Raw genomic sequence first — 21506 nt, forward strand, 5'->3', positions numbered from 1 at the left:
TTCCCGAAATGATAACCGGGCTAATGATGGGGTGAGTGTTACTTATTTGGAGGTATTAAATATTAATCCTTGTCAAATCAAAGGGGATTGACGGTGATTTACTGAGGTTCAGCCGGTGCATTATCCTGATTGCCGGCCGCCGCCCCGCTGCCCGTACGGGTGTACAAAATTTTAAAGGTGTCGTTGGCACAGTGGCCCACCACCTGAGCGTCCGGCTGGTCAGCCTGATCGTTCGGCACAATGTTCAGCGTAAAACCTGACTCCGGCACGCCGTTGTTGATGATCTTCTGCTGAATGTCGCTTTTCACGCGCTCGCAGGAGTCCGGTGCCGCCAGCGCGGCCGTTGAGGCACTCATTAACAGCAGGGCGGTAATCCAGGGTAACCGTTTCATCTGTAGCTCCTTTTCTCTGTGTAGAGATTAATTTTAGCAGGCTTCGTGTAAACAACTGTATTTGCTAATATGATTGGGAATAATCTCTCTGTATTGGTAAAGAATGTGAAGAAATATGCAGCGATAACGCTCCTGGCAGCTACTCTCGCAGGGTGTGATAACAACTCCGCGCCGCTGTCGTTTACGCCCGAGATGGCGAGTTTTTCGAACGAATTTGATTTCGACCCTCTTCGCGGCCCGGTCAAGGATTTTACCCAGACGCTGTTCAACGAGAAGGGTGAAGTGTCCAAACGGGTCACCGGCACCGTGTCGGCGGAAGGGTGTTTCGATACGCTGGAGCTGCACGACCTGGAGGCTAACACGGGCGTAGCGCTGGTGCTGGATGCAAACTACTACATCGATGCAGAAACCCAGCAGCGTAAGGTGAAGCTGCAGGGCAAATGCCAGCTGGCCGAACTGCCGTCAGCCGGGGTGACGTGGGATACCGACGACAACGGCTTCGTGGTGGCCGCACATGGTAAAGAGATGGAGGTGAAGTACCGCTACGATGCGGATGGCTACCCGCTGGGCAAAACCACCGTCTCCGGGGATCAGCATTTATCGGTACAGTCGACGCCGTCTAAGGATCTGCGCAAAAGAATGGATTACTCGGCCGTGAGCCTGTTAAACGATAAGCCGCTGGGCAACGTGACGCAGAGCTGCGACTACGATCGCCACAATAACCCGGTGAGCTGCGATCTGACGATCATGGACGACAGCGTCAAACCCGCCGTTGAGCGCAAGTACACCATCAAAAACACGATTGAGTATTACTGAGAATGAAACCGCGCAGGCTACTGCGCGGTTGGTTTCAGCAGGCTGGCACCTGACGGCTTGTGACCGGCCAGATGCTGATGCTGGAAAATGCACATGCGGATGGTATTCCGGTATTCACCGTTGATAAAGAACTCATGAATCAGCTCGCCTTCTACCATAAAGCCCAGCTTGCGGTAGATATGGATCGCTTTTTCGTTCTCTTTATCCACGATCAGATAAAGCTTGTAGAGATTCAGGACGTTGAATCCGTAATCCATCGCCAGCTTCGCCGCCCGGGAGGCCAGGCCTTTCCCCTGGTGCTCCGGCGAAATAATGATCTGGAACTCCGCCCGGCGGTGAACGTGGTTGATCTCAACCAGCTCCACCAGCCCGGCTTTGTCGCCTTCACACTCCACCACAAAACGACGCTCGCTCTGATCGTGAATGTGCTTGTCGTAAAGATCCGACAGCTCGACAAAGGCCTCGTACGGCTCTTCGAACCAGTAGCGCATCACGCTGGCGTTATTGTCGAGCTGGTGGACAAAGCGCAGGTCTTCACGCTCCAGCGGCCGGAGTTTTACGTCACAGGGCGCCGACATTATGGGGCTACCGTACGACCAGTGCGGCGATCCAGGCAGCGCAGGGTGTTCGGCTCCCAGTAGGCATTGACGTTCGCACTTTGCTGACACTTATCGCGTGCGTCAAAGGCGACATCTTCTTTGTCCCATTCTTTTTCAGCACGTTTGTTGACCTTCTGACGAAGGCTGCGGGTGTCATTCCATTGTTCTTTGTCCATCGCGGCGTTCTGGCGGCTTTGCGCGCTGTCACCAGACTCAATAATGAGCTTGCTGGTTTCCGCTGTAGCAGAGGCGGCAAAGGCGAACGATGACAGCGCCAGCAGGGCTGTCAGACAAAGGCGTTTGCTTAATGTAGTCATAGCGTTTCCTTTTAAATGGGTACAGATGAGCAAGTTTCCCCGTTCAGATTCTACACCAAAGAGCAATAACGGCATACCCGCGGCACGGGTATGGAAAAGTAAAAGATATCTTCAGGTACGCTGCCTAAATGAATCGTCACCTGAAGTGAAACAGGCACAAAATGATGGGTTTTAGGGGGACGAGCAGGCGACCGTTTTTGTGATCGTTAGCCGATTTTATGATCATCATACTTGTATGGTAGTTGTGTGAATGGGTAAATTTCCGTCATCACAACGAACGATGTAAGGAAAGGAATTATGAAGATTGTCGCGGCTGACGTGTTTGTTACCTGCCCGGGGCGGAACTTTATCACCCTTAAAATCACTACCGATGAAGGGATCGTTGGCCTCGGTGACGCCACGCTGAACGGGCGTGAGCTCTCAGTTGCTTCCTACCTGAAAGATCACCTCTGCCCGCAGCTGATTGGCCGCGACGCGCACCGTATCGAAGATATCTGGCAATTCTTCTATAAGGGCGCCTACTGGCGCCGCGGGCCGGTCACCATGTCGGCTATCTCCGCTGTGGATATGGCGCTCTGGGACATCAAAGCCAAAGCGGCCAATATGCCGCTCTACCAGCTGCTGGGCGGCGCATCCCGTGAGGGCGTAATGGTCTACTGCCACACCACCGGGCACACCATTGACGACGTGCTGGAAGATTACGCCCGCCATAAGGAGATGGGCTTTAAGGCGATCCGCGTCCAGTGCGGCGTGCCGGGTATGAAAACCACCTACGGCATGGCTAAAGGGAAGGGGTTGGCCTACGAGCCCGCCACCAAAGGCGACTGGCCGGAAGAGCAGCTCTGGTCCACCGAGAAATACCTCGATTTCACGCCAAAACTGTTTGACGCGGTGCGCAGTAAATTTGGCTTCAATGAGCATCTCCTGCACGACATGCACCACCGCCTGACGCCCATCGAAGCGGCGCGCTTCGGCAAGAGTATCGAAGCGTTCCGCATGTTCTGGATGGAAGACCCAACGCCTGCGGAAAACCAGGAGTGCTTCCGCCTGATCCGCCAGCATACCGTCACGCCAATTGCGGTGGGCGAGGTGTTCAACAGCATCTGGGACTGCAAGCAGCTTATAGAAGAGCAGCTTATCGACTATATCCGCACCACTATTACCCATGCGGGGGGGATCACCGGGATGCGCCGCATCGCGGACTTCGCGTCGCTCTATCAGGTGCGTACCGGCTCGCACGGCCCGTCCGATCTGTCGCCGATCTGCCACGCGGCCGCGCTGCATTTCGACCTGTGGGTGCCGAACTTCGGCGTGCAGGAATATATGGGATACTCCGAACAGATGCTGGAAGTCTTCCCGCACAGCTGGCGCTTTGATAACGGCTATATGCATCCGGGCGAGAAGCCGGGGCTGGGCATTGAGTTTGATGAAAAGCTGGCGGCGAAATACCCGTACGATCCGGCCTATCTGCCGGTGGCCCGTCTCGAAGACGGCACGCTGTGGAACTGGTAACCGAGGAGCAAACGATGAAAAGCGTAGTGATTCAACAGCCGAACCAGCTGGTAATTGAAGAGCGTCCGCGCCCGGAGCCAGGCGCAGGGGAAGTCCGCGTCAAAATCAAGCTGGCCGGGATCTGCGGGTCAGACAGCCACATCTACCGCGGGCATAATCCGTTTGCAAAATATCCGCGCGTGATTGGCCACGAGTTTTTTGGCACGATCGACGCCGTGGGCGAGGGCGTAGAACCGTCCCGGTTAGGGGAGCGCGTTTCGGTGGATCCGGTGATCAGCTGCGGGCACTGCTACCCGTGCTCCGTCGGCAAGCCTAACGTCTGCACCTCGCTGGTGGTGCTGGGCGTCCACCGCGACGGCGGATTCAGCGAATATGCCGCCGTGCCCGCTAAAAATGCCTGGCGCATCCCGGATGCGATCCCGGATAAACACGCCGTGATGGTTGAACCTTTCACCATTGCCGCCAACGTGACGGGGCAGGCTAGCCCTACCGAACAGGACGTTGCGCTGATCTACGGCGCAGGGCCGATGGGACTGGTCACCGTACAGGCGCTGAAGGGCGTCTACAACGTGAAGCAGGTTATCGTCGTCGACAGAATCAATGAGCGTCTGGCCATGGCCCAGCGCAGCGGCGCGGACTGGGTCTTTAATAACGGCGAAAAGTCGCTGCAGGCCGCGCTGGACGAAAAAGGCATCAAGCCGACGCTGATTATTGATGCCGCCTGTCATCCGTCGATTTTGCAGGAGGCGGTCACCCTGGCTTCCCCGGCGGCGCGCATCGTGCTGATGGGCTTCTCCAGCGAGCCGAGCCAGATAGTCCAGCAGGGGATTACCGGTAAAGAGCTGGCGATCTTCTCCTCGCGCCTCAACGCCAACAAATTCCCGGTCGTCATCGACTGGCTTGAAAAAGGGCTGATCGACCCGGAAAAACTGATCACCCATACCTTTGACTATCACCATGTAACAGACGCCATCGAACTGTTTGAAAAAGACCAGCGGCAGTGCTGCAAGGTTTTACTGACGTTCGGGCAATAACCCTACACGCGGTTAAGAGCCCGCGAAGACGGGCTCTCAGTGGTACGCATCTTACCTTTAGAGATAGCCATTATGACGCAAGCACAACCTCAAAGAACTACCTCAGATCTGGTGAAAGCCGCCGTCTCCGGCTGGCTGGGCACCGCGCTGGAGTTTATGGATTTCCAGCTCTACTCGCTGGGGGCGGCGCTGGTATTTCATGAAATCTTCTTCCCGGAACAGTCGGCCGCGATGGCGCTGATTCTGGCGATGGGAACCTACGGCGCGGGCTACATCGCGCGTATCGTCGGGGCCTTTATCTTCGGCAGAATGGGCGACAGCATTGGTCGTAAAAAGGTGCTGTTTATCACCATCACCATGATGGGGATCTGCACCACGTTGATTGGCGTGCTGCCGACCTACGCGCAGATCGGCATTTTTGCGCCCGTACTGCTGGTGACGCTGCGTATCATTCAGGGGCTGGGTGCCGGGGCGGAGATCTCCGGGGCCGGGACCATGCTGGCGGAGTACGCCCCGAAAGGGAAACGCGGCATCATCTCCTCGCTGGTGGCGATGGGGACTAACTGCGGGACGCTGAGCGCCACGGCGATCTGGGCCATTATGTTCTTCGCCCTCGATCGTGAACAGCTGCTCGCCTGGGGCTGGCGCGTGCCGTTCCTTGCCAGCGTCGTGGTGATGATCTTTGCCATCTGGCTGCGAATGAACCTCAAGGAGAGCCCGGTCTTTGAGAAAGTAAACGATGCAGAAACCGTGCAGCCGGACACCTCGCTGGGTTCAATGGTGAAAAGTAAATCCTTCTGGCTGGCGACCGGCCTGCGCTTCGGTCAGGCGGGCAACTCGGGGCTGATTCAGACCTTCCTCGCGGGTTATCTGGTCCAGACGCTGCTGTTCGATAAAGCGATTCCCACCGACGCGCTGATGATAAGTTCTATTCTCGGGTTTATCTCCATCCCGCTGCTGGGCTGGCTTTCCGACAAAGTGGGGCGCAGGCTGCCGTACATTATCCTCAATATCTCCGCCATTATTCTGGCGTACCCGATGCTGTCGATTATCGTCGATAAGAGCTATGCGCCGGGGACAATCATGCTCTCGATCATCGTTATCCATAACTTCGCCGTGCTGGGGCTGTTTGCGCTGGAAAATATCACCATGGCGGAGATGTTTGGCTCGCGAAATCGCTTTACCCGTATGGCTATCTCCAAGGAGGCGGGCGGTCTGGTGGCGGTGGGCTTTGGCCCGGTACTGGCGGGGATTTTCTGCAATATGACGGGTTCCTGGTGGCCGATTGTAGCCATGCTGGTGGCCTATTCCGTGATTGGGCTGGTTTCGGCGTTCCTGATGCCGGAAGTCCGCGACCGCGATCTCAGCGCGGCTGAAGATGCCGCCGAGGCCGCGCCGAAAGAGCGCGTGGGTTACGGCGCGGTCTCCACGCGACGCTAGCGGTTTACATCTTTCGTGACTTATCACACAACTTTTTGTTTATGTCACACCACCTGAGCAAAAGTTAATATAAATCAAAAACTCAAACGGCAGTATCAGTATGGTTGATGGCAGTAATTTTTTACCCCTACTGCCATTCTAGTTGGTGTAGTCAGCAGGCGCTGCCGCTCTGGACTGGGGGCGGCAGCGATCCACAGCTTTCTAATTAGCGAGTCTTAATCATGGAAAACACCTTATTACAGGCCAACGCGACGCTGCCTCAGTACGATCGCGACAGCCTTAAAGCACGCATTGTACATTTAGGCTTCGGCGCATTTCACCGCGCGCATCAGGCGGTGTATGCGGACATCCTCGCCGCTGAACACGGCAGCGACTGGGGCTACTGTGAGGTTAACCTGATTGGCGGCGAGCAGCAGATTGCCGACCTGAAGGCACAGGATAACCTGTACACCGTAGCGGAAATGTCTGCCGATGGCTGGACGTCCCGCGTGGTTGGCGTAGTCAAAAAGGCCCTGCACGCGCAGGTCGACGGGCTGGAAAGCGTGCTGGCGGCAATGTGTGAACCGCAGGTGGCGATTGTCTCGCTGACCATCACCGAAAAAGGCTACTGCCACTCTCCGGCAACCGGGCAACTGATGCTCGATCATCCTTTCATCGTTGCCGACCTGCAAAACCCGCATCAGCCGAAATCCGCGCCGGGCGTGGTGGTGGAAGCGCTGGCGCGCCGTAAAGCGGCGGGGCTGCCCGCGTTTAGCGTGATGTCCTGCGACAACATGCCGGAGAACGGTCACGTGATGCGCAATGTCACCTGCGCGTACGCCCGGGCGGTAGACGGCGAGCTGGCGGACTGGATCGAGGCTAACGTCACCTTCCCGTCAACCATGGTGGACCGCATCGTACCGGCGGTCACACCCGATACGCTGGATAAAATCGCGCAGCTGACCGGCGTACGCGATCCGGCGGCGGTGGCCTGCGAGCCGTTCCGCCAGTGGGTTATCGAGGATAACTTTGTGGCCGGGCGTCCGGAATGGGAAAAAGCCGGAGCCGAACTGGTTTCAGACGTGATCCCGTTTGAAGAGATGAAGCTGCGCATGCTCAACGGCAGCCACTCTTTCCTGGCCTACCTGGGCTATCTGGCCGGTTATCAGCACATCAATGAGTGTATGGAAGACGAACACTATCGCGTCGCCGCGCACGCGCTGATGCTCAACGAGCAGGCGCCGACCCTGAAAGTGAAGGGCGTTGATTTAGAACGCTACGCTGACCTGCTGATCGCCCGTTACAGTAACCCGGCCCTGCGCCACCGTACCTGGCAAATTGCGATGGACGGCAGCCAGAAGCTTCCGCAGCGGATGCTGGATCCCGCGCGCTGGCACCTGGTGCACCAGACGCCTTTCCCACTGCTGGCGCTGGGCGTGGCTGGGTGGATGCGCTATGTCGGCGGCGTGGACGAGCAGGGTAACGCCATCGACGTGAGCGATCCGCAGCTGGCGGTGATTCAGGCGGCGGTGAAGGGAAGTGCCGAAGGGGAAAACCGGGTTAACGCGCTGCTCGGCATTGAGACCATTTTTGGGAAAGAGTTGCCGCGAGAAAAAGCCTTCACAGATGCCGTGATGAGCGCGTATCAGACGCTGCTGCAGAAGGGGGCAAAGACCACGGTGGCGGAGTACGTGTCGCACCTGTAATTCAACACATGCCGCCGTTCGCGGCGGCATGTTGGCGCACAATTTAGTGCATACCCAGACGAATCAGTTCAATTGGTTCGAACTTACCTTCGCATCCTTCCACTTCCACCGTTTTGCCACGGCGCACCTGCGCGGCATCCAGCCCGTCGCTGTGGATCGCCTTAATCACGCCGGTTTTGCCGGTGCCGCTAATCATGACGCGGCTGCCGGTGGTGATTGCATTGCGGTTACGGTCGTATGTCATCATGGTATTTTCTCCTCTCTAAACTATCCGTTACGGCGCTATTTCAGGTTTTGCCGTTCACGGGGCACTATAAATACGCCTGTCTGCCAGTCATGTTTTTGTTTTTGATCAAACTCACACTTTTTTCTTTATTACATGGGGCATTGACGCTTCACGACGGCAATTTACAAAGCAGACCGTTATTTTCACTTATTGATAGTTTCTACGGTGAAGCGTTGAGGATTGGTTTATATTCCCGATGGCATTCTGGTTGCATGAAATAACCCTTCATCGGAATAAGGAGTCAGGCTTATGTATAAGAAGATTTTGATGCCTGTTGACGTGTTTGAAATGGATTTAAGCGACAAAGCGGTTCGCCACGCGGCTAACCTCGCGAAGGCCGAGGGCGCGTCGATTACCCTGGTCAATATTCTGCCTGCCAGCAGCCGGTCTCTGCTGCGCGGATTCAACGCCGATATTAAAAAGTTTGAAGAGTATATGAGCGCAGAATCCGGGAAGAAAATGAACGAGTTAAAACGACTGTTCGATATCTCCCCGGAGAATATTCACACTCTGGTTCGTTTTGGCAGCGTCCGCGATGAAATTATCAAGCTGAGCAAAGAAGGGGAATATGACGTGATTGTCATCGGGTCAAAAAATCCGGGCATCACCACCCATCTGTTGGGGTCAAATGCGGAATCTATTCTGCGCTACGCCACAATTCCGGTGTTAGTCGTTCGTTAATTACGGCGCCGCCCACAAAAGGGCGGCAAATATCACTCTTCGCTAAACCACTCGCTATTTTCCTGACGAATAAGCTGCACGGATTCACCTATCTCCTGCAGATGCAGGGTCATCGCTTTTTCCACGCCGTCCGGGTCGCGTTTTTCCAGCGCGCTGAAAATATCGTGATGCTGGCGGAGCAGCATTTCCGGCGGGGAGACGTGATCGAGGCTCATGTAGCGCACCCGGTCAATGGTGGCCTTGATATTCTCGATGGTATCCCAGGCCAGCTGGCAGTCTGCAATTTGCGCCAGCTTCTGGTGAAACTCATCATCAAGCTGGAAGAAATCGTTGAGCTGTTTACGGTCAATCGCAATACGCTGCTGATGCAGGTTTTGCTCCAGCAGGTAACACTGGTTGTCATTAATGAGCGTCGCGGCACGGCGCACTACAGCGCATTCAATCGCCTGGCGTACGAAACAGCCGTTGCGCACCTGTGAGAGTGAAATTTTGTTCACGTAGCTGCCGCGCTGCGGGCGGATCTGAATCAGGCCGTTCTCCGCAAGCTTAATAAACGCTTCACGCACCGGCTGACGGGACACGTCAAATCGCACGGAGACCTCTTTTTCAGAAAGCGGCGTTCCCGGTGGGATCAGGCAATGGACAATATCACGTCGCAAAATGCGATAGATTTGCTGGTTTACGGGCTGGGTGGGGTTGAGTTGCGATTCAGCGGCCATGAGTTGTCATTTCTCAGAGAGTTAGCCCGAACATACTACCATTCTTTTATGACCCGAAACAGACCCGGCCCGCGGGCCGGGAAGGGCTTATTTAGCCACGATGGACGCTAAGTCCGGCAAAACTCTGGCTGACCGGCATCATTTCCACGGTATTGATGTTGACGTGTTTTGGCAGCGTTGCGACCCACCAGACCGTTTCGGTGACGTCTTCCGGCGTCAGGGCGTTGGCGTTTTCGTAGGTTTTATCCGCTTTCGCGTCATCGCCCTTGAAGCGCACGTTGGAGAATTCGGTGCCGCCTACCAGCCCCGGCTCGATATCGGTGACGCGAATGGCGGTGCCGTGCAGGTCGGTGCGCAGGTTCAGGCTGAACTGGCGCACAAACGCTTTGGTCGCGCCGTAGACATTACCGCCCGCGTAAGGCCAACTCCCGGCGGTAGAACCGATGTTGATAATGTGGCCGCGGTTGCGCTCGACCATGCCCGGCAGCACCGCGCGGGTCATGTACACCAGCCCTTTGTTGTTGGTGTCAATCATGTTTTCCCAGTCTTCAACGCTGGCTTTGTGGGCAGGCTCCATGCCCAGCGCCAGACCGGCGTTGTTGACCAGCACGTCGATGGCACGCCACTCTGCCGGCAGGCTGGCAATCATCTCTTCAATGGCCGCACGGTTACGCACGTCCAGCTGCGCGGTCAGGATACTGTCACCTAAATCGTCCTTCAGCTCCTGAAGGCGCTCCTGACGACGACCCGTTGCAATCACCTTATGCCCGTTGGCGACGAAGCGACGCGTGATGCTTTCACCAAAACCTGCCGTTGCCCCGGTAACTAAAATAATCATCTCACTGTTCCTCAACGCTTTTTGTGTGGTACTAACATAGCACGCCCGCAGAGGGTGCGTTAAGGCAACATTTGTATGACGGCGTTGCAGGCGATGGCGGCCTGGCCTACTCTGGGAAGATATTCGTTCGGAGGAGTGAAAGATGACGGCCACCAACCCCTTTTTTGACATCAGCCTGCTGCCTTACCAGGCTCCCCATTTTGATACCATCAAAGACGAGCATTATCGTCCGGCCTTCGATGAAGCGCTTCGCCAGAAGCGGGCGGACATAGAGGCGATAGTCTCTCACACCGCTGCGCCAGACTTCACTAACACCGTGCTGGCGCTGGAGAAAAGCGGCGTCATGCTTGCGCGCGTCAGCAGCGTTTTCTTCGCCATGACCTCCGCGCACACCAATGCGTACCTGCAGGAACTGGAGGAGCAGCTCTCCACCGAACTTGCCGCGCTGGCGAACGACATCTGGCTGAACGACACCCTTTTCGCCCGCGTCGAGAGCGTCTGGCAGGACCGCGCCGCGCTGGATGCCGAATCCCGTCGGCTGGTCGAGGAGACGTACCAGCGCTTTATTCTGGCCGGCGCGCGCCTGAATGAAGCGGAAAAAGCCGAGCTGAAGGCGCTGAATACCGAGGCCGCGTCCCTGACCAGCCAGTTTAACCAGCGCCTGCTGGCCGCTAACAACGCGGGCGGGCTGGTGGTGGATTACGCGCACCAGCTTGAAGGCCTTAGCGCCGAAGAGATTGCCGCCGCAGCGCAGGCAGCCGCGGAAAAAGGGCTTAACGACCGCTGGCTGATCCCGCTCCTGAATACGACACAGCAGCCTGCGCTAGCCGCGCTGCGCAATCGGCAGACGCGCGAAAACCTGTTCAACGCCGGCTGGACGCGCACCCAGAAAGGGGATGAAAACGACACCCGCACGCTGATCCTGCGCCTTACGGCGCTGCGGGCGCGCCAGGCCCGTCTGCTCGGCTTTGAGGATTACGCCAGCTGGAACATCGCCGACCAGATGGCGAAAACCCCGGCCGCCGCGCTGGAATTTATGCGCGGCATTGTGCCTGCAGCCCGCGCCCGCGCGGAACGCGAGCAGGCCGATATTCAGAAGGTCATCGACGACGAGCAGGGTGGCTTCACCGTGCAGGCCTGGGACTGGGCCTTTTATGCCGAGCGCGTGCGTCAGGCGAAATATGCCCTCGATGAATCGCAGATTCGACCCTATTTTGCGCTCAATACCGTATTGCAGGATGGCGTATTCTGGGCGGCCAGCCAGCTGTTTGGCATTCGTTTTGTGGAGCGTTTCGACATTCCGGTTTATCACCCTGACGTCCGCGTATGGGAAATTTTTGACCACACCGGTGAGGGCATGGCGCTGTTTTACGGCGACTTCTTCGCCCGCGATTCCAAGCAGGGCGGGGCCTGGATGGGCAATTTCATCGAGCAATCCTACGAGCTTGCTGCCCGCCCGGTGATCTACAACGTCTGCAACTACCAAAAGCCGGGTAACGGCGGCGTCGCGCTTCTCTCCTGGGATGACGTGATAACCCTGTTCCACGAGTTTGGCCATACCCTGCACGGTCTGTTTGCCAGCCAGCGCTTCGCCACGCTGTCCGGTACCAATACGCCGCGTGATTTCGTTGAATTCCCGTCGCAAATTAATGAGCACTGGGCCAGCCATCCTCAGGTGTTTAGCCACTATGCCCGTCATTACGAAACCGGTGACCCCATGCCGGACGCGCTGCGGGAAAGCATGCTCAACGCAACCCATTTCAACAAGGGTTATGACATGACGGAGCTGCTGAGTGCGGCGCTGCTGGACATGAACTGGCACGGCATCAGCGAGGCCGTGTCGAGCGTTGAAGAATTCGAAGCCGCGGCGTTGAAAAAAGAGGGGCTGGATCTGCCCGCTGTACCGCCGCGCTATCGCAGCAGCTACTTTGCCCATATCTTCGGCGGCGGCTACGCTGCGGGATATTACGCCTACCTGTGGACGCAAATGCTGGCGGACGATGGCTATCAGTGGTTTGTCGAACAGGGTGGATTGACGCGTGAAAACGGGCAGAAATTCCGCGAGGCGATTTTGTCCCGTGGTAACAGTACGGACTTGGCTGAACTGTATCGCAGCTGGCGCGGACACGATCCGAAGATTGAACCGATGCTGGAGAATCGCGGGTTGAGCGCATAAAGCCACTTTTAGCTAAAAAGATAACCGGGCCCCGCGCCCGGTTTTTTTATAGGTCTGAAAGCTCGGGAAAGGTCAAAAAAAGAACTAAAATTTACATTTATTAATAATTTGAAATATATTTATATTAAATGTGCTTAAATTTAGGCGCTTTTACCAATCTCAAATTTATAATGCTTGCAAGTTTATTTAATTATTTATGCTGACTGGAGCATGACCGTTTATTGCATATAAGAATCATCGCAAAAAGATGATTATTATATTTTTATCTCAGCCTAAAGTATTAATTTTCTCTGCCGATTAGCATGGGTGTGGTCGTGGTGGAAACCCATTTCCATTAACCACAAAAAATAAGCCGTTATTAAAATTCATCTCCAGAAGATGAACCTATGCTAATTATTAAGGAAGAGTCATGTTTAAAAATCTCAACATCGGCACCCGGCTTACCATAGCATTTGGCGCAATTGTGGTTTTAATGTCCGTCGTCTGCGGGCTGCTCTATTTGAGCTTTGACAGAGTGACGGCCGTCAGCAAGCTCAACGTTCATAGCTATAAAGTGGTCGATAACCTTCGCTCCGTAACCGAAAACCTGATCAACATGGAAACCGGCATTCGCGGTTTTGCGCTCACCGGCAATCAGGACGTTCTTCAACCCTTCACGCAGGGGGATGAGAGGTTTAAAAGCAAAGTTGACGAAATTGCAGGGCTTACGCGTGATAACCCGTCGCAGCAGCAAAAATTAACCACCCTCTCCAGGCTTGAAGAAGAATGGAAAAGATCATTTGCGCTGCCGTTAATCCAGCGAAGAGAGAGTGTATCCCGCGGGGGCGAAGAGATGGATGCGTTCATCAGTAGCCTGGAGCGTAATACCGGAAAAGAGCAAATGGACGCCATGCGGGGCGTTATTCAGCAAGCGCTGAACGACGAGTACCGCATTATGGCTGAACGTCAAACCCGACTGGCTGAAGAACGCTTCCGTACGCGCATGATGATAATCCTGGGAATGATTGCGGCGGTTGTCACCGCGCTGCTGACGGGCATTTTGCTGTCGCGCAGTATTCTCCGACCGCTAAAGCAGGCCGTGAATACGGCGAACACCATTGCTGCCGGCGATCTCACCTCAACCATACGTATTACCCGGATGGATGAAACCGGCACGCTGCTTGCGGCTCTGGACAACATGCAGACCCAGTTGAAAACCCTTGTCACTGAAATCAAAGAGGCCGCGACGTCGGTGGATCTGGCTGCCGGTGAGATCGAGCAGGGCAATATGGAGTTATCGTCTCGTACCGAGGAGCAGGCGGCGGCGTTGCAGCAGACTGCCGCCAGCATGGAACAGCTGACGATGACCGTTCGGAACAATACCGAGGTCGCGGAGCATACGGCAACGTCAGCAAGAAAGACGGAAGCACTGGCACGTGAAGGTGAGTCTGCCGTGGGCGAAATGAGCGAAACGATGCAGAATATATCGGCTAACGCTTTGAAGATTAAAGAAATCACCAGCGTTATAGAAGGGATTGCTTTCCAGACTAATATTCTGGCGCTGAATGCGGCGGTCGAGGCTGCACGTGCCGGTGAGCATGGTCGTGGCTTCGCCGTGGTGGCGACGGAAGTCAGAAATCTTGCTCAGCGCAGCGCAACGGCGTCCAAAGAAATTGGGGCGCTGATTGAGCATGCCGTTGAGGATGTCGATAACGGTGTATCGGTGGCATCCAGAACAGCAGAGACGATTTTGCGGGCTGCGAGCAACGTGGCTACGCTGGCAGAAACTATGGACAGTCTTTCAATGGCCTCGGTTGAGCAAATGCAGGGCATCATGCAAATCAGCGCTGCTGTCACCCAGATGGATGGCGTGACGCAGGGTAATGCGGCGCTCGTTGAGCAGTCCGCAGCGGCATCGCAGGCGCTGACCGAGCAGTCCAGGGCACTGAAGCAGATGACGGAAAACTTTGCTATTTGAGCAGCAAAAGCATAATCAAAAGGTAAAGCTCCGGCGTTTTAAACGAGAATTTTAATCAAACCAGCACGGGGGCGTCTTAATAAAAAGGGGCGTCCCCGTGAATAATGAAGAAAATAGCCGAGCGTCAGTGACAAATTAAAAATACTGACTACGATTTCGTAAAACGAAAATTTAAAAGGAGTTTCTGATGGCGATTGCTGTGGTGACAGTTTTACTCTTCGTGTTGATGTTCCCGGCGGCTATTCACATTTTGCTACAGCTCGTTGGAGGCTGGTGTGACGCGTAGCTTCCCCGGTTAATCCGGTCTTTTGGGCCGTCATCTGATTTTCAATAAGCAGCGCTACGCTACATTTTTAATTTTATTGTACGATCGTCTGGACGCGGGTCATCGCGAAACGCGAGCCGGATAATTTACAGGCAGGAAGTATGTCTCTTCGTTCGCTGCGGGCGTTATGCCTGACGAGTTTTTTCATTGCGGATGTCCGTGATGGCCTTGGTCCTTTTCTCGGTATCTTTCTGACAGAACGACACTGGAGCCCCGATGATATCGGCATCCTGATGACTGCCGGTGGGCTGGCGGGATTGCTGGCTACGCTCCCGGCGGGGGTAATTACTGACACTTCGCGGAACAAACGCGCCGTACTGGCGCTGCTCTGCACTTTGATCACTCTCAGCACGCTGCTGCTCTGGTTTAGCCAGCAGACCAGCGTTGTTGCCGTCTCACAAATGGTCACCGGCATCTGCGCGGCGTTTGTCGGACCGCTCATCGCCGGGATTACGCTGGGCCTGACCGGCCAGCGCGGGTTCAGCGCGCAGATGGGCAAAAATGAGGCGTTCAATCACGGCGGCAATTTTGTCACCGCAGTGATGGCAGGCGGCATTGCCTGGTACTGGGGCGTCGGGGGGATTTTCCTGCTGATGACCTGCACGACGCTGCTGACGCTCTGCGCGCTGCTTGCCATCCGCAACGGGGACATTGATAACGATGCGGCGCGAGGGCTTTCATCCTCAGGTAGCGTTCCTGTCCCCGGCTTCGCGGTGCTGATTAAAAACCGGGCGCTGTTTGTGACCGGACTGACGCTACTGCTGTTCCACCTGGCGAATGCCGCACTGCTGCCGATGCTGAGCATGAGGGTGGCCGCGGCACCCGCCTCGATCAACCTTGGCCTGTACGCGGCAGGCACCGTCATCATCTCGCAGGCGGTGATGATCCCCGTTGCCATCTGGGTTGCAGGCCGAATAGAACGCTACGGCTACTGGCGCTTGATTATGCTGGCGCTGCTGGTTATGCCGGTGCGCGCGGCGCTGGCGGCATCGACCGACGCGCCGTTAATGATGATCCCGGTACAAATTCTCGACGGTCTCGCCGCCGGGATCCTGGGTGTCGTCGTACCGTCGTTTATTGTGGTGCTGCTGCGCGGAAGCGGGCACGTTAATGCCGGGCAGAGTGTGGTGATGCTGATGCAGGGAGTGGGGGCAGCCATGAGCCCTGCGTTAACCGGGACGATCGCCGGTCATTACTCGTTTGCGACGGCATTCAGTGTCCTGAGCGCGATTGCGCTGGCCGCCGTCCTGCTCTGGTGGCGCGTTGCTCACCGAAGCTGGGAAACAAACGCGCCGGATGAAGCTTAGCCTCACCCGGCGTAGCATTTAAGCCAGTTCGTTAGGACACGGTTCACCCTTTTCTAACTGCTGAAGATTCCCCAGCGTGGTTTCCGAAATGCTGATCAGCGCTTCGGCAGTCAAAAACGCCTGGTGGCCGGTAAACAGGACGTTATGGCAGGCAGACAGACGGCGGAACACGTCGTCCTGGATCACATCGTTGGACTTGTCTTCAAAGAACAGATCGCGCTCGTTCTCATACACGTCCATCCCCAGCGCGCCAATTTTCTGGGTTTTCAGCGCTTCGATAGCAGCCTGAGAGTCAACCAGACCGCCGCGGCTGGTGTTGATGATCATCACGCCGTCTTTCATCTGGTCAAACGCCGCCTGGTTAAGCAGGTGGTAGTTTTCCGGCGTCAGCGGGCAGTGCAGGGAGATCACGTCGGACTGCGAGAACAGCGTTGGCAGGTCGACGTACTCCACGCCCAGATCCAGCGCTGCGGCGCTCGGGTACGGATCGAATGCCAGCAGACGCATGCCGAAGCCTTTCAGAATGCGCAGGGCAGCCACGCCAATTTTACCGGTGCCGATCACGCCCGCGGTTTTGCCGTACATGGTAAAGCCGGTCAGCCCTTCCAGCGAGAAGTTGGCGTCACGCGTACGCTGATAAGCGCGGTGAATACGACGGTTGAGCGACATCATCATGCCAATCGCATGTTCTGCTACCGCTTCCGGGGAGTACGCCGGGACGCGAACCACCTTCAGACCCAGCTCTTTTGCCGCGTCGAGATCCACGTTGTTGAAGCCGGCGCAGCGCAGGGCGATATACTTCACTCCCTGCTTTTTCAACTCTTCCAGCACCGGACGACTGCCGTCATCGTTAACAAAAATGCAGACGCCTTCACAGCCGTGCGCCGTTTTGGCGGTTTTTTCGGACAGCAGAAAGTCGAAAAATTCAAGCTCAAACCCGTAAGCTTCGTTAACATGTTGCAGATACTTTTTGTCGTACTGCTTTGTGCTATATACCGCGAGTTTCATAAGACTTTCTCCAGTGATTTTGCATTCACGTTAGCATGATTAAAATTATCTTACAATTTCTAAAATATTATTGAATTCAATAAGTTCTATCAATTATTCTAGAGCATCTATCCTTAAAAATGGCATTCTCTACAACTGACTGGCTAAACATGCGACAATATTCGGCATTGCCGGCTTAATTCTTTCGAAAAATCAGGACATTAACTGCCCATGAAGGGTAAATACAAAGCCGCCATTGCGGTTTTACTGCTGTTGATTTTGGTGCCGCTGACGCTGCTGATGACGCTCGCCCAGTGGGTGCCGACGCTCGCCGGGATCTGGCTCCCCGTCGGGACGCGCATTGCTTTCGAAGAAAGCCCAAAACTGACTCGCCACGCGCTGGTGATCCCCGATCTTCTCTATCTGGTGGAAGACTGCGAAATTGCCCGCATCGATAACGTGACGCTGTCACATCCTAGCCGCTGGAAACTGGATATCGGCGCGCTGGATCTTAACACCGTCTGCCTGAGCAAAATTCCCCAGTCTGCACCCTCAACGGTCGCCCCCAAAACGCTGGCACAATGGCAGGCTGTGTTGCCCAATACCTGGCTCACCATTCACCGTCTGACGCTCTCGCCCTGGCAGCAGCGGCAGGGCGAGCTCAATGCGTCACTGACGCCCTCCAGCCAGGAGATCGCTTACCGAGGCGAACAGGTCAGCATCAAAGGCACGCTTCGCGGCCAGACGCTCTCGGTCAGCCAGTTTGATGTTCAGCTCCCTGACCAGCCGCAGCCGATTAAGCTGGTGGGCGAGTTCATTTTGCCGCTGGTGCCGGACGGCGTGCCGGTGAAAGGCCATGCGGTCGCGACCTTTAACGTGCCACAGTTAACGTCTCTGGTCGATGCCGATCTCGACTGGGAAGACAATCAGGGACAGCTGGTGGTGATGGCGCGGGATAACCCCGATCCGCTTCTCGACCTGCCGTGGCAGATCACGGCGGAACAGCTGAACATCAGCGACGGGCGCTGGAACTGGGATCTTTCGGGTATGCCGCTGAGCGGGCGCGTGTCCCTTCGCGCCGACAACTGGCAGCAGGGGCTGGAGAAAGCCACCCTGACCGGACGACTGAACGTGTTGACGCAAGGCGATGCGGGTAAAGGTAACGCGGTACTGAACATTGGGCCCGGCAGGCTCAGCATGGAAAACAGCAACATGCCGCTGCATCTGAGCGGCGAGGCGAAGCAAAACGATCTCATTCTTTACGCCAAATTGCCCGCCACACTGACCGGCAGCCTGTATGAACCGCAGCTTGCTTTTGAGCCCGGCGCGCTGCTCCGCTCGCGCGGGCGCATTATTGACTCACTCGATATCGATGAAATCCGCTGGCCGCTGGCGGGCGTGAAGCTCACCCAGAAGGGCGTGGACGGGCGTCTGCAGGCTATTCTGCGTGCCCATGAAAACGAGATGGGCGGTTTTGAACTCCACCTGGACGGTCAGGCCAACGACTTTTTACCTGATAACGGCCTGTGGCAGTGGCGCTACTGGGGAAAAGGCGGCTTTACGCCGATGCATGCCCGCTGGGATGTCGCCGGGAAAGGCGAGTGGCGCGACAACCTTATTGAACTGACGGCGCTCTCCACCGGTTTTGACAAGCTTCAGTACGGCACCATGGAGGTCAGCAAGCCGCGTCTGGTGCTGGATCGGCCTGTACGCTGGCTGCGCGATGCCGAAAAACCCGCATTCAGCGGCGCGCTGTCGCTGAATGCCGGGCAAACCCGGTTCTCCGGCGGCAGCGTATTGCCGCCCTCGGTCCTGACCTTCAGCGTCGACGGTACCGACCCGACTGTTTTTCAGTTTAAGGGCGACCTCCATGCGGACGACATCGGCCCGGTACAGGTGAACGGACGCTGGGATGGCGTGCGCCTTCGCGGGCAGGCCTGGTGGCCGAAACAGTCGCTCACCGTCTTCCAGCCGCTGGTTCCGCCGGACTGGAAAATGACGCTGCGTGATGGAGAACTCTATGCGCAGGTTGCCTTCTCGGCGGCCCCCGATCAGGGCTTTGAGGCGGGCGGACACGGCGTGCTGAAATCCGGCAGCGCCTGGATGCCGGACAACCAGATCAACGGCGTCGATTTTGTGCTGCCGTTCCGCTTCAGCGAGGGCACCTGGTCCCTGGGCACGCGCGGCCCGGTCACGTTGCGCATTGGCGAAGTGGAAAACCTGGTGACCGCGCGCAACATTACCGCGGACCTGCAGGGGAATTACCCCTGGACGGAGGACAACCCGCTGCTGCTCACCAACGTTAAGGTAGAAACGCTCGGCGGGAAGATCACCATGCAGCAACTGCGGATGCCGCAGCACGATCCGGCCCTGCTGCGCGTGGACAATATCTCCTCAAGCGAGCTGATCAGCGCCGTCAACCCTAAGCAGTTTACCCTGTCGGGCCCGGTGAGCGGGGCGCTGCCGTTCTGGCTGGACAATGAAAAATGGATCATTAAAGATGGCTGGCTGACCAACCCGGGGCCAATGACGCTGCGCATCGACAAAGATACGGCAGACGCCATCGTGAAGGATAATATGGTCGCGGGCGCAGCGATTAACTGGCTCCGCTACATGGAAATTTCGCAGTCGTGGACGAGAATCAATTTAGATAACCTGGGTGAATTAACCATGCAGGCGACCATCAAGGGGACCAGCCGCGTGGACGGCAAAAGCAGCTCCGTCAATCTGAACTACACCCATGACGAGAATGTCTTTACCCTGTGGCGCAGCCTGCGTTTTGGCGACAACCTGCAAACCTGGTTTGAGCAACACGCGGCGATTCCCGGTCTCCGCAGTTCGACTGGCAAGGAAAGTGAGGAACAACAATGAAAAAGATGGCTGGTGCGCTCACCGTTGCCGCGCTACTGACCGGCTGTACGCCGCGCATTGAAGTCGCTGCGCCAAAGGAGCCGATTACCATCAATATGAATGTCAAAATCGAACACGAGATCCACATCAAGGTCGATAAAGACGTTGAAGCCCTGCTGAAATCGCGCAGCGATCTGTTCTGAGGATGCCATGAAACGATTAGCGTTGATTTTACTGGCCCTGAGTATAAACGTGCAGGCGGCTGCGCTGACCTTAAACGATGCACGCGCGCAGGGGCGCGTGGGGGAAACCCTGAGCGGCTATCTTGCTCCGATCCAACAGGATGCCGAAACGCTGGAGCTGGTGAATCGCATTAACGCAGCGCGCACGGAGAGCTATCAGAAGCTGGCCGACAGCAATAATTTGCCGGTTGATGAAGTGGCGAAAATGGCGGGGCAAAAGCTGGTGGCCCGCGCGCAGCCGGGCGAGTACGTGAAGGGCATTAACGGTAAGTGGCTCAAAAAATAGCTAGCGGTAGCGCTTGCGGTATTCACCCGGCGAGACGCCAAAACGCTGCTTAAAGGCCGTTGAAAAGTGGCTATGGTCGGTGAATCCCCAGCTGTAGCCAATGCCCGCCAGCTTTTCATCGTCGCCGGTTGACTGCAATTCCTGCGCGCAGAGATCCAGACGACGGTTTTTAATGTACTGCGCCACCACCAGCCCCTTCTCGGCAAACATGCGGTAGAGGCTGCGCACGGACATTCCGCTCTCGGCGGCAATCCATTCCGGACGCAGCGATTCAGACTGAATATGGTTGTCAATCAGCGCCACAACGTGCTGGAACTGGCGCTCCTTGCGCGGCTGAATCACGTCGCGCTGCTGGAACGCGGGGCGCAGCAGGCAGACCATCGCCTCAAGCGCCGCTTCACTCTCCCGGTCACTCAGGTCGGGGTTGTTCATACTCTCCATCAGCAGGCGATGGCTCAGCTGTACCGTGGGTAAGGTGCGGGAAAGGGCGAGCGCGCAGCTTATTTCCTGAAAGCGGCACTGCTGCTCGATAATCTGACGGGGAACCAGCAGCGAAATCTGGCGGGACTTTTCCTGCCAGTTGATCGAGCAGGGACGAGAGGCGTCAATCAGCGTGATATCCCCGGTTCTGAGCACCGCGCGACGCTCGTCCTGCTCAATTTCCGCACTGCCTTCAAGCTGGAAGACGGTGTAGAACCAGGCATCATTACTCTGTGCGATCTCCCGTCGGGAGCGGAACAGGTTGACGCCGCCGGCGGTGACGGTACTGAGCTTCAGGCTGCGCGCGTAGCTGGTCTCCAGTTCGCCGAAGAATTTGCCTTCGGTGGGCTGGGCGTTAAAACGCCCGCAAATCTGGTTAATCTGCGCCAGCCACTGCTGATACTGTTCCTGCTCGCTTGCACACGCCATCGTTTCTCTCGCTGCACCGTCAACGTTTTCGCATTGTTGCATTTGTGTTGCATTTTGTCAGAGCTATGAGGCTGACTATAGGAAAGAACACTCACCGGTAACAGCGATATAAGCGGCGATTATCGCGATTTGCGGCACCTGTCACAGG

General features: G+C 56.3%; 20 protein-coding genes. 12 read left to right on the forward strand and 8 right to left on the reverse strand.

Going from position 1 to position 21506, the window contains the following annotated elements; all coding sequences use genetic code 11:
- Positions 1-98: 98 nt before the first annotated feature.
- Positions 99-392, reverse strand: a complete 294-nt coding sequence (locus IM265_RS08425) for a DUF1161 domain-containing protein (protein ID WP_047368462.1) — start codon at positions 390-392, stop codon at positions 99-101.
- A gap of 69 nt (positions 393-461) precedes the next feature.
- Here IM265_RS08425 and IM265_RS08430 point away from each other — a divergent pair, with 69 nt between their 5' ends.
- Positions 462-1208 (forward strand): YnfC family lipoprotein, encoded by a 747-nt coding sequence (locus tag IM265_RS08430; RefSeq protein WP_226839367.1) that lies wholly within the window; start codon positions 462-464, stop codon positions 1206-1208.
- A gap of 17 nt (positions 1209-1225) precedes the next feature.
- Here the strand turns inward: IM265_RS08430 and speG are convergent, their stop codons facing one another.
- Together speG and IM265_RS08440 are read right to left on the reverse strand one after the other, a co-directional pair.
- Entirely contained in the window at positions 1226-1786 is a 561-nt protein-coding gene (gene speG, locus IM265_RS08435) for a spermidine N1-acetyltransferase (RefSeq protein ID WP_041910220.1), read from the reverse strand.
- Positions 1786-2124: a DUF1283 family protein gene (locus tag IM265_RS08440; RefSeq protein WP_008502414.1), complete on the reverse strand. Its 339-nt coding sequence runs from the start codon at positions 2122-2124 to the stop codon at positions 1786-1788. The genes speG and IM265_RS08440 overlap by 1 nt, the downstream gene beginning before the upstream one ends.
- 297 nt (positions 2125-2421) lie before the next feature.
- On the opposite strand from IM265_RS08440, the gene manD reads away from it, so the two are divergent.
- The 4 genes from manD (at position 2422) to IM265_RS08460 (ending at position 7795) form a co-directional block, all read left to right on the forward strand.
- Positions 2422-3636 carry a D-mannonate dehydratase ManD gene (gene manD, locus IM265_RS08445; RefSeq protein WP_193031296.1) on the forward strand — a complete coding sequence of 405 codons (1215 nt, stop codon included), beginning with the start codon at positions 2422-2424 and terminating at the stop codon, positions 3634-3636.
- A 14-nt stretch (positions 3637-3650) separates the two neighbouring features.
- Complete coding sequence (locus IM265_RS08450) at positions 3651-4670, forward strand: Zn-dependent oxidoreductase (protein WP_045631620.1); 1020 nt, start codon at positions 3651-3653, stop codon at positions 4668-4670.
- Positions 4671-4742: 72 nt separating this feature from the next.
- The gene (locus IM265_RS08455) at positions 4743-6110 is read left to right on the forward strand and encodes an MFS transporter (RefSeq protein WP_028013006.1); all 1368 of its coding nucleotides are present in this window, start codon (positions 4743-4745) and stop codon (positions 6108-6110) included.
- Positions 6111-6331: 221 nt separating this feature from the next.
- The gene (locus IM265_RS08460; RefSeq protein ID WP_193031298.1) at positions 6332-7795 is read left to right on the forward strand and encodes a mannitol dehydrogenase family protein; all 1464 of its coding nucleotides are present in this window, start codon (positions 6332-6334) and stop codon (positions 7793-7795) included.
- 43 nt (positions 7796-7838) lie between these two features.
- Here IM265_RS08460 and ydfZ read toward each other — a convergent pair whose 3' ends face one another.
- Entirely contained in the window at positions 7839-8042 is a 204-nt protein-coding gene (gene ydfZ, locus IM265_RS08465) for a putative selenium delivery protein YdfZ (protein ID WP_028013008.1), read from the reverse strand.
- A gap of 288 nt (positions 8043-8330) precedes the next feature.
- Between ydfZ and IM265_RS08470 the strand changes: the two genes are divergently transcribed.
- On the forward strand, positions 8331-8762 hold the full coding sequence (locus IM265_RS08470) for a universal stress protein (RefSeq protein ID WP_041910207.1): 432 nt from the start codon (positions 8331-8333) through the stop codon (positions 8760-8762).
- Positions 8763-8794: 32 nt separating this feature from the next.
- Here the strand turns inward: IM265_RS08470 and IM265_RS08475 are convergent, their stop codons facing one another.
- Together IM265_RS08475 and ydfG are read right to left on the reverse strand one after the other, a co-directional pair.
- Complete coding sequence (locus IM265_RS08475) at positions 8795-9481, reverse strand: GntR family transcriptional regulator (RefSeq protein ID WP_028013010.1); 687 nt, start codon at positions 9479-9481, stop codon at positions 8795-8797.
- Between the two features lie 91 nt (positions 9482-9572).
- On the reverse strand, positions 9573-10319 hold the full coding sequence (gene ydfG, locus IM265_RS08480) for a bifunctional NADP-dependent 3-hydroxy acid dehydrogenase/3-hydroxypropionate dehydrogenase YdfG (protein ID WP_028013011.1): 747 nt from the start codon (positions 10317-10319) through the stop codon (positions 9573-9575).
- 142 nt (positions 10320-10461) lie between these two features.
- On the opposite strand from ydfG, the gene dcp reads away from it, so the two are divergent.
- From dcp to IM265_RS08495, 3 genes are all read left to right on the forward strand, one after another.
- Complete coding sequence (gene dcp / locus IM265_RS08485) at positions 10462-12495, forward strand: peptidyl-dipeptidase Dcp (protein ID WP_193031300.1); 2034 nt, start codon at positions 10462-10464, stop codon at positions 12493-12495.
- Between the two features lie 409 nt (positions 12496-12904).
- The gene (locus tag IM265_RS08490; RefSeq protein WP_063942539.1) at positions 12905-14452 is read left to right on the forward strand and encodes a methyl-accepting chemotaxis protein; all 1548 of its coding nucleotides are present in this window, start codon (positions 12905-12907) and stop codon (positions 14450-14452) included.
- Positions 14453-14878: 426 nt separating this feature from the next.
- A complete protein-coding gene (locus IM265_RS08495) occupies positions 14879-16084 on the forward strand; it encodes an MFS transporter (RefSeq protein ID WP_126346045.1) in 1206 nt (401 codons plus the stop codon).
- A gap of 18 nt (positions 16085-16102) precedes the next feature.
- Here the strand turns inward: IM265_RS08495 and IM265_RS08500 are convergent, their stop codons facing one another.
- The gene (locus IM265_RS08500; RefSeq protein ID WP_028013015.1) at positions 16103-17092 is read right to left on the reverse strand and encodes a 2-hydroxyacid dehydrogenase; all 990 of its coding nucleotides are present in this window, start codon (positions 17090-17092) and stop codon (positions 16103-16105) included.
- Positions 17093-17302: 210 nt separating this feature from the next.
- Here IM265_RS08500 and IM265_RS08505 point away from each other — a divergent pair, with 210 nt between their 5' ends.
- The 3 genes from IM265_RS08505 to IM265_RS08515 are packed head-to-tail and all read left to right on the forward strand — an operon-like array spanning position 17303 to position 20449.
- Positions 17303-19942: a YdbH family protein gene (locus tag IM265_RS08505; RefSeq protein WP_193031302.1), complete on the forward strand. Its 2640-nt coding sequence runs from the start codon at positions 17303-17305 to the stop codon at positions 19940-19942.
- Positions 19939-20124, forward strand: coding sequence for a YnbE family lipoprotein (locus IM265_RS08510; protein WP_028013019.1), 186 nt, complete (start codon positions 19939-19941; stop codon positions 20122-20124). Before IM265_RS08505 ends, IM265_RS08510 begins: the two co-directional genes overlap by 4 nt.
- 7 nt (positions 20125-20131) lie before the next feature.
- The gene (locus IM265_RS08515; RefSeq protein WP_028013020.1) at positions 20132-20449 is read left to right on the forward strand and encodes a YdbL family protein; all 318 of its coding nucleotides are present in this window, start codon (positions 20132-20134) and stop codon (positions 20447-20449) included.
- Here IM265_RS08515 and feaR read toward each other — a convergent pair whose 3' ends face one another.
- Positions 20450-21358: a transcriptional regulator FeaR gene (feaR, locus tag IM265_RS08520; RefSeq protein ID WP_193031314.1), complete on the reverse strand. Its 909-nt coding sequence runs from the start codon at positions 21356-21358 to the stop codon at positions 20450-20452.
- Between the last annotated feature and the right edge of the window lie 148 nt (positions 21359-21506).

The sequence above is a fragment of the Enterobacter cloacae complex sp. P17RS genome (genome assembly GCF_014895885.1).
GTDB lineage: Bacteria > Pseudomonadota > Gammaproteobacteria > Enterobacterales > Enterobacteriaceae > Enterobacter > Enterobacter bugandensis.

Coding starts and splice junctions, on each gene's coding strand:
- IM265_RS08500 (WP_028013015.1), bottom strand. CDS start 17,092: ATGAAACTCGCGGTATATAGCACAAAGCAGTACGACAAAAAGTATCTG.
- ydfZ (WP_028013008.1), bottom strand. CDS start 8,042: ATGATGACATACGACCGTAACCGCAATGCAATCACCACCGGCAGCCGC.
- IM265_RS08455 (WP_028013006.1), top strand. CDS start 4,743: ATGACGCAAGCACAACCTCAAAGAACTACCTCAGATCTGGTGAAAGCC.
- IM265_RS08490 (WP_063942539.1), top strand. CDS start 12,905: ATGTTTAAAAATCTCAACATCGGCACCCGGCTTACCATAGCATTTGGC.
- feaR (WP_193031314.1), bottom strand. CDS start 21,358: ATGGCGTGTGCAAGCGAGCAGGAACAGTATCAGCAGTGGCTGGCGCAG.
- IM265_RS08470 (WP_041910207.1), top strand. CDS start 8,331: ATGTATAAGAAGATTTTGATGCCTGTTGACGTGTTTGAAATGGATTTA.
- speG (WP_041910220.1), bottom strand. CDS start 1,786: ATGTCGGCGCCCTGTGACGTAAAACTCCGGCCGCTGGAGCGTGAAGAC.
- IM265_RS08510 (WP_028013019.1), top strand. CDS start 19,939: ATGAAAAAGATGGCTGGTGCGCTCACCGTTGCCGCGCTACTGACCGGC.
- ydfG (WP_028013011.1), bottom strand. CDS start 10,319: ATGATTATTTTAGTTACCGGGGCAACGGCAGGTTTTGGTGAAAGCATC.
- IM265_RS08430 (WP_226839367.1), top strand. CDS start 462: ATGATTGGGAATAATCTCTCTGTATTGGTAAAGAATGTGAAGAAATAT.
- IM265_RS08505 (WP_193031302.1), top strand. CDS start 17,303: ATGAAGGGTAAATACAAAGCCGCCATTGCGGTTTTACTGCTGTTGATT.
- manD (WP_193031296.1), top strand. CDS start 2,422: ATGAAGATTGTCGCGGCTGACGTGTTTGTTACCTGCCCGGGGCGGAAC.
- dcp (WP_193031300.1), top strand. CDS start 10,462: ATGACGGCCACCAACCCCTTTTTTGACATCAGCCTGCTGCCTTACCAG.
- IM265_RS08425 (WP_047368462.1), bottom strand. CDS start 392: ATGAAACGGTTACCCTGGATTACCGCCCTGCTGTTAATGAGTGCCTCA.
- IM265_RS08475 (WP_028013010.1), bottom strand. CDS start 9,481: ATGGCCGCTGAATCGCAACTCAACCCCACCCAGCCCGTAAACCAGCAA.
- IM265_RS08515 (WP_028013020.1), top strand. CDS start 20,132: ATGAAACGATTAGCGTTGATTTTACTGGCCCTGAGTATAAACGTGCAG.
- IM265_RS08460 (WP_193031298.1), top strand. CDS start 6,332: ATGGAAAACACCTTATTACAGGCCAACGCGACGCTGCCTCAGTACGAT.
- IM265_RS08495 (WP_126346045.1), top strand. CDS start 14,879: ATGTCTCTTCGTTCGCTGCGGGCGTTATGCCTGACGAGTTTTTTCATT.
- IM265_RS08440 (WP_008502414.1), bottom strand. CDS start 2,124: ATGACTACATTAAGCAAACGCCTTTGTCTGACAGCCCTGCTGGCGCTG.
- IM265_RS08450 (WP_045631620.1), top strand. CDS start 3,651: ATGAAAAGCGTAGTGATTCAACAGCCGAACCAGCTGGTAATTGAAGAG.